The following is a 6220-nucleotide window of genomic DNA, read 5'->3' as shown; positions in this document are numbered from 1 at the left end:
GCCTTCGCCCAGTACAGCGTCGTGTCCGCGGCCTGCATCAGCCCGGTGGCGGTGGCGCCGGCATGGCCGGCGACCGACCGCGGCCGACATCGCCCCGCGGATCCCGGGGGAGGTTCTCCGCAGCACCGTGGACCGCCGCGTGACCCGATGCGGTCCGGCCGGTCGGCCTACCCCTTCGGTCCGGCCTCGCCCGCCCTGCCCGCCGCCACCGCCACGGCCGCGCCCAGGGCCAGCAGGGCGATGCCGATGTAGATCTCGTAGCCGTCGACGTAGACGTGCCGCATGAACCCCATCACCGGGATCCAGGTGCCGGAGAACTCGTGGACGAGGCCCTGCACGCCGCCGGCGACGAGCACGAAGCTGAGGAAACCGAGGAAACCCTTCATGGCCCCAGTCTGGGAGCGCGGCCCGGACGGGGGCGTCGGGCGTCGGTATCGGACACGGGCCGCGGAGTCGTCCGAAAGTACCGGTCCGGGGACGGGCGCCGCCCTGACCGGCCGGGCCGCCCGTACATTCGATGCCATGCGTACCCGCCGCGACCTGTCCGTGGACATCGCCTGCTTCCTGTTCGCCGTGGTCTTCTCCGTGGTCACGGCCGACGCCGCCTACCGGGGCGACGTGTCCGCCGGCGTGCCGGTGGCCGAACAGGTGGCGGGGGCGGCCGGCTGCGCCGCGGTCTTCCTGCGGCGGCGGTGGCCGGTGCCGCTGGCGGTGCTGCTGATGCTCGCCGGTACCCAGTTCCACTTCCTCACCGGGGCGATCCTGGTGGCCCTGTTCACCGTCGCCGTGCACCGTCCGCGCCGGGTCACGGCCTGGCTCGGTGGTCTCACGCTGGCGCAGTTCGCGGTGTTCCTGCTGCGGGACCTGGACCGCGGCGAGGAGGTCGTCGGGTCGGCCCTCACCTATTTCACCCTGGTGGCCTGCGCGCTCGGCTGGGGGCTCTACATCCGCTCGCGGCGGGCGCTGATCGCGTCCCTCGCGGAGGGGGCCGTGCGCGCCGCGGACGACGCCCGCCGGGAGGTGCGGGAGGAGATGGCCCGGGAGATGCACGACGTCCTCGCCCACCGGCTGTCCCTGCTGAGCGTCCAGGCCGGGGCGCTGGAGTACAACCCGGGGGCCTCGCCGGAGGACCTGCGCCGCGCCGCCGGGGTGATCCGCGACAGCGCGCACCAGGCGCTGGAGGACCTGCGCGAGGTGATCGGCGTGCTGCGCGGCTCGGGCGGCGCGCGGGCGGAGGAGGCGCCGGGCCCGCGGCCCGGTCTCGCCGAGGTCGACCGGCTGCTGGACGAGTCCCGGGCCGCCGGTATGCGCGTCACCTACCGTCTCGACGCCGCAGCCGTCGAGACGCTGCCCGCCACCGTGGGCCGCACCGCCTCCCGGGTGGTGCAGGAGGCGGTGACCAACGCGCGCAAGCACGCCGGGGGCGTCGAGGTGACCGTGACCGTCACGGGCCGCCCGGGCGCCGGACTCGTCGTCGAGGTGGGCAACCCGGTGCGGACCAGGAGCCCGGCCGCGGTCGGCGCCCGCGTCGCCCCGCCCGTCCCCGGCGCCGGGCAGGGGCTGATCGGCATGGCGGAACGGGTCGCACTGGCCGGAGGCCGGCTGGAGCACGGCGTGCGCGACGGCCGCTTCACGGTGCGGGCGGACCTCCCGTGGCCCGGGGCGGACGGGCGTGCCGGCGCGGAGGGAGCAGCGGCATGAGCGACACCGTCCGCGTCCTCCTGGTCGACGACGACCCGCTGGTGCGGTCCGCGCTCCGGCTGATGCTGGGCGGCGCCCCCGACCTGGAGGTCGTCGCGGAGGCCGCCGACGGGGCGGAGGCGTCGGCCCGGGCGGCGCGGCACCGTCCCGACGTCGTCCTGATGGACATCCGGATGCCGGGGGTGGACGGCCTGACCGCCACCGCGGCACTGCGCGGCGGCCCCCGGCCGCCCGAGATCCTCGTGCTCACCACCTTCCAGGCGGACGAGCTGGTCCTGCGCGCCCTGCGCGCGGGCGCCGCCGGGTACCTGCTGAAGGACACCCCGCCGCAGGACATCGTCGCCGCGGTCCGGAAGGTGGCCGCGGGTGAGCCGGTGCTGTCGCCGGCCGTGACCCGGCGGCTGATCGCCCAGGTCACCGGCGGGGCGGCCGACCGCGACACCCGCGCGGTCCGGGCCCGGCGGCGCCTCGCCCTGCTGGCCGACCGCGAGCGCGAGGTCGCCCTGGCGGTCGGCCGGGGCCGCAGCAACGGGGAGATCGCCGCGGAGCTGCACCTGGCGCTGCCGACCGTGAAGACGCACGTCTCGCGCATCCTCGCGAAGCTGGAGCTCAACAACCGCGTGCAGATCGCCCTGCTCGTCCACGACGCGGGCGGCGACGGGCAGTGACGTCCGCACGGAGTCACGCGGTCACGCGGTCACGGAGGCGGGGCGGTGCGAGGATGACGCCATGAAGGAGGAAGCCATCCCCGTGCTCCGGGTCGAGGACGCCGCGGCGGCGGTCACGTGGTACGAGCGGCTGGGCTTCGCCCGGCAGTGGGAGCACCGCTTCGAGCCCGGACTGCCCGCGTTCGTCGAGGTCGCCCGCGGCGAGGTCCGGCTGTTCCTCTCGGAGCACCACGGCGACGCGCCCCCCGACACGCTGGTCCACCTCCGCGTCCGGGACGTCGACGCCGTCGCCTCCGCGTTCGGGGTGGAGGTCACCGACCTGCCCTGGGCCCGGGAGATCGAACTCCGCGACCCGGACGGCAACCGCCTGAGGATCGGCACGCCGACGGAGTGACGCCGCGACGCGGACGGGCCCGCGGCGGAGGGCCGCCCCCGGCTCCCGCCGCAGGCGGGGTGGTTCCGGAGGGGCGCGGCGGTGATGTTGTGGCATGTACAGTGCCCTCCTGCGCCGGCCGGGGCGGGGTGATCCGCGCCCGTCCGGCCCGCACGGGGGACTTCGGGGGGTCTGGTGGGGGAACGAGCCGTGCCGCCGGGTGTGTTGCGGTTCATCGGGCTGCGGGCCCGCGGGTACCGCGCGCTGCTGGGGGCCGCGTCGGCGACGGTGCTGCTGACCACGGTGGTGCTGGCCGCGCTCACCGCCTACGCGGGCGCCGTGGGCGACGCCGCGCTCCGGCGGTCGCTGGCGGAGGAACGCACCGCCGCCGAGGCCGCCCTGGTCGTCAAGGCCGACGTGACGGCCGCCGACCGGACGGCGGCCGACCAGGCCGTGCGGGCCCAGGGGCGTGTCGTCTTCGACGGGCTGCCGGTGCGGGTGAGCACGCTGACGCGGTCCGGCCCCTACGCGCTGCCGGCCACCCTGCGGCCGTCCGCCGAACGGGGCGGGAACCCCGACCTGGCGCACTTCGCCGCCCTGGACCCCGCCCAGGTGCGGACGGTCGCCGGACGGCCGCCGCGGGCGGCGGGGACGACCGGGCCGGTGGAGGCGGCCCTGCCGCGCGGCGCCGCCCGGCGGCTCGGGCTCGGGCCCGGCGACCGGCTGACCCTCACCGACCGGATCGGCGGCCCCTCCGTACCCGTGCTGATCACCGGCGTGTACCGGCCCGCCGATCTCCGCTCGCCCTACTGGAAGCTGGACGAACTCGGCGGTCGCGGCGAGCGGACCGAGGGCTTCACCACCTTCGGCCCGCTGCTCACCGCCGCGGACGTGCCGGCGTCGGGCCGGGTGAGCTCCGGCGGGTCGGGCTGGCTGCTGACCGCCGACTACTCCGCGCTGACGACGGACCGGATCGGCCCGCTGCGCGAGGCCGCCCGCACCGGGAGCGAGGGGCTGCGGGAGATGGAGGCGCTCGGCGGCCTGACCGAGGGGACCACCGGGCTGCCCCAGGTGCTCGACCGCGCCGAGCGGTCGCTGCTCGTCACCCGGTCCAGCGTGCTGGTCGTCGCCGCCCAGCTCGCCCTGCTCGCCGCCTGCGCCCTGCTGCTCGTCGCCCGGTCGCTCAGCTCCGAACGCCTCGCGGAGACCCGGCTGCTGCGGGCGCGCGGAGCCACCCGCGGACGGCTCGCGGGCGTGGCCGCGCTGGAGGCGCTGCTGATCTCGCTGCCCGCGCTGGTGGTGGCGCCGTTGCTGGCCGGGCCGCTGGCACGGCTGCTGGCCGGACAGGGCGCCCTGGGCCGGACCGGGGTGCGGGTCGAGGTCCCGGCCGCCGGACGGCCGGAGGTGTGGGCGGTGGCCGCCGCGGTGGCCGTGCTGTGCGCGCTGGCGGTGGCGCTCCCGGCGCTGCGGTCCTCCTCCGTGGGCGTCGCCGCGGCGCGGACGGGCTCGCTGCCCGGCCCGCTGCGCGCCGGGGCGGACCTGGCCCTGCTCGCCGTGGCCGCCGTGGCCTTCCGGCTGCTCGACACCGGACGCACCGGCACCGGCACCGGCACCGGCGCCGCCGACCGCGACGGCGGACCCGGCGTCGACCCGCTGCTCGTCGTGACGCCCGCCCTGGTGCTGCTCGCCGGTACGGTGCTGGCCCTGCGGCTGCTGCCCGTGCTGGCGCGGGCGGCCGAGCGGCTGCTGCTCCGCGGCCGCGGGCTGACCGTGGCCATGGTCGGGTGGCAGTTCAGCCGCCGGCCGACGCGCGGCGCGGGACCGGTGCTGCTCCTGGTCGTCTCCGTCGCGCTGGGCGTGACGGCGATCGGGCAGGGCGCCTCCTGGCAGCGCTCCCAGGACGACCAGGCCGACTTCCGCGCCGGCGCCGAGGTGCGGGTCCTGGGCTCCGGCGACGGGGGCGTGGGCCGCACGGACGTCTACGCGGCCCTGCCGCACGTCGACGCGGTCGTCCCCGCCGTCCGCGGCACCGTGCTGCTCGCCGGGAACCGCACCGCGACCCTGCTGGCCCTCAACACGCGGGAGGCGGACGGCGTGATGCTCGCCCGGCACGACCTGACGGACGGTCCGCCGCTCGCCGGTCTCGCGCCGCCCGGCGAACTCACGGGCGCCCGGGTGCCGGCCGGCACCCGCCGGCTCACGCTCACCGCCACCCTGCACAGTTCCGCGCCCGCACCGGCCGCGGACGTCACCCTCACCGTGCGGGACCGCCACGGCACCTCCTACGCCCTGCCGTCCGGCCGCCTCCCCGCGGACGGCCGCCCGCACCGGCTGACGCCCGAACTGGGCGGAGCACCGGGCCCGTTGACGCTGACCGGGCTCGAGCTGAGCACCCCGCAGCCGACCGGCCGGAGCCACCGGCACCGGCTGGTCCTCGGCGCGCTCACGGCGACCGCGGCCGACGGCGACGAGCGGCGACTGGCCCTGCCCACGACGTGGACGACCGCGATCGACAGCGAGCAGGCCCCCGTCTCCTTCGACGGCGGCGCCCCGCCGACCCGCCCCCGGCTCACCTCGACGGCCCCCGTCACCCTGGCCTTCGGCACCGGCCACCTGCCGGGCGGCGAGGCGTGGCCCGACGTCCCGGTCGACTTCCGGTTCGACGTGGCGCAGCCCCCGCCGCCCGAGGTCACCGCCGTGGCCACCCCCCGGTTCCTCGCCGCGTCCGGCGCGCGGGAGGGGCAGCGGGTGGACGTGCGGTTCGACGGCCGCTCGCTGCCCGTCCGCATCGTGCGCACCGCGAGCGCCCTGCCCACCACGGAGGCCACCGCGCGGGACGGCGGGGCTCTGCTGGTCGACCTGCGGGCCGTGGAGCGGGTGCTGCGGGAGCGCGACGGAACCGGACTGTCGCCCGACGAGTGGTGGCTGGGCACGGACGCGCCGCGCACCGTGGCCGCGGCCGTGCGGGCGCTGCCCGGCGTCGGCGCGGAACAGGTGCTGGTGCGGGACGAGATGGCGGCGGAGCAGCGCGACGACCCGTTCGGCGCGGCCCCCGAGGCGGCACTGGGCGCGGCGGCAGCGGTGACGGCCCTGTTCGTCCCGCTCGGCTTCGCGGTGAGCGCGGCCGCGGCGATGCGGGCCCGCGACGGCGAGTTCGCCGTCCTGCGCGCCCTGGGGACGCCGCGCCGCCGGCTGGCCCGGCTGATCGCCGTGGAACAGGGCGTCCTGGTCACCCTGGCGCTGCTGGTCGGCACCTGCCTGGGCGTGCTGCTCACCCACGTGCTGGTGCCCCTGGTGGTCCTGACCGGGCAGGCCGCCCGGCCGCTGCCCCCGGTCCTGGTCGAACTCCCGCTCCCACGGGTGGCCGTCCTGCTGGCGGCCCTCGCCGCGGGCCCCATCCTGGTGACCGCCGCGCTGATGCTCCGGCGGGCGAAGTCCGTGGCCGCTCTCCGTGAAGAGGTGACGCCGTGACCGCGTG

The 6220-nt window shown here is 77.8% G+C and carries 5 protein-coding genes; 4 read left to right on the top strand and 1 reads right to left on the bottom strand.

Annotated features, from left to right (window positions below):
• Positions 1 to 167 precede the first annotated feature (167 nt).
• The gene (locus tag ABZ836_RS28700) at positions 168 to 386 is read right to left on the bottom strand and encodes a hypothetical protein (RefSeq protein ID WP_361146983.1); all 219 of its coding nucleotides are present in this window, start codon (positions 384 to 386) and stop codon (positions 168 to 170) included.
• A 136-nt stretch (positions 387 to 522) separates the two neighbouring features.
• Here ABZ836_RS28700 and ABZ836_RS28695 point away from each other — a divergent pair, with 136 nt between their 5' ends.
• From ABZ836_RS28695 to ABZ836_RS28680, 4 genes are all read left to right on the top strand, one after another.
• On the top strand, positions 523 to 1701 hold the full coding sequence (locus ABZ836_RS28695; RefSeq protein ID WP_361146980.1) for a histidine kinase: 1179 nt from the start codon (positions 523 to 525) through the stop codon (positions 1699 to 1701).
• Complete coding sequence (locus ABZ836_RS28690) at positions 1698 to 2369, top strand: response regulator transcription factor (protein ID WP_361146978.1); 672 nt, start codon at positions 1698 to 1700, stop codon at positions 2367 to 2369. Before ABZ836_RS28695 ends, ABZ836_RS28690 begins: the two co-directional genes overlap by 4 nt.
• Positions 2370 to 2430: 61 nt before the next feature.
• A complete protein-coding gene (locus ABZ836_RS28685; RefSeq protein WP_361146975.1) occupies positions 2431 to 2763 on the top strand; it encodes a glyoxalase superfamily protein in 333 nt (110 codons plus the stop codon).
• 189 nt (positions 2764 to 2952) lie between these two features.
• The gene (locus ABZ836_RS28680) at positions 2953 to 6213 is read left to right on the top strand and encodes an ABC transporter permease (RefSeq protein ID WP_361146972.1); all 3261 of its coding nucleotides are present in this window, start codon (positions 2953 to 2955) and stop codon (positions 6211 to 6213) included.
• Positions 6214 to 6220: the final 7 nt, after the last annotated feature.

It is taken from the genome of Streptomyces sp. NPDC047130 (assembly GCF_040643475.1).
Lineage (GTDB): Bacteria > Actinomycetota > Actinomycetes > Streptomycetales > Streptomycetaceae > Streptomyces.
This window is presented reverse-complemented; position numbering and strand designations above follow the sequence as displayed.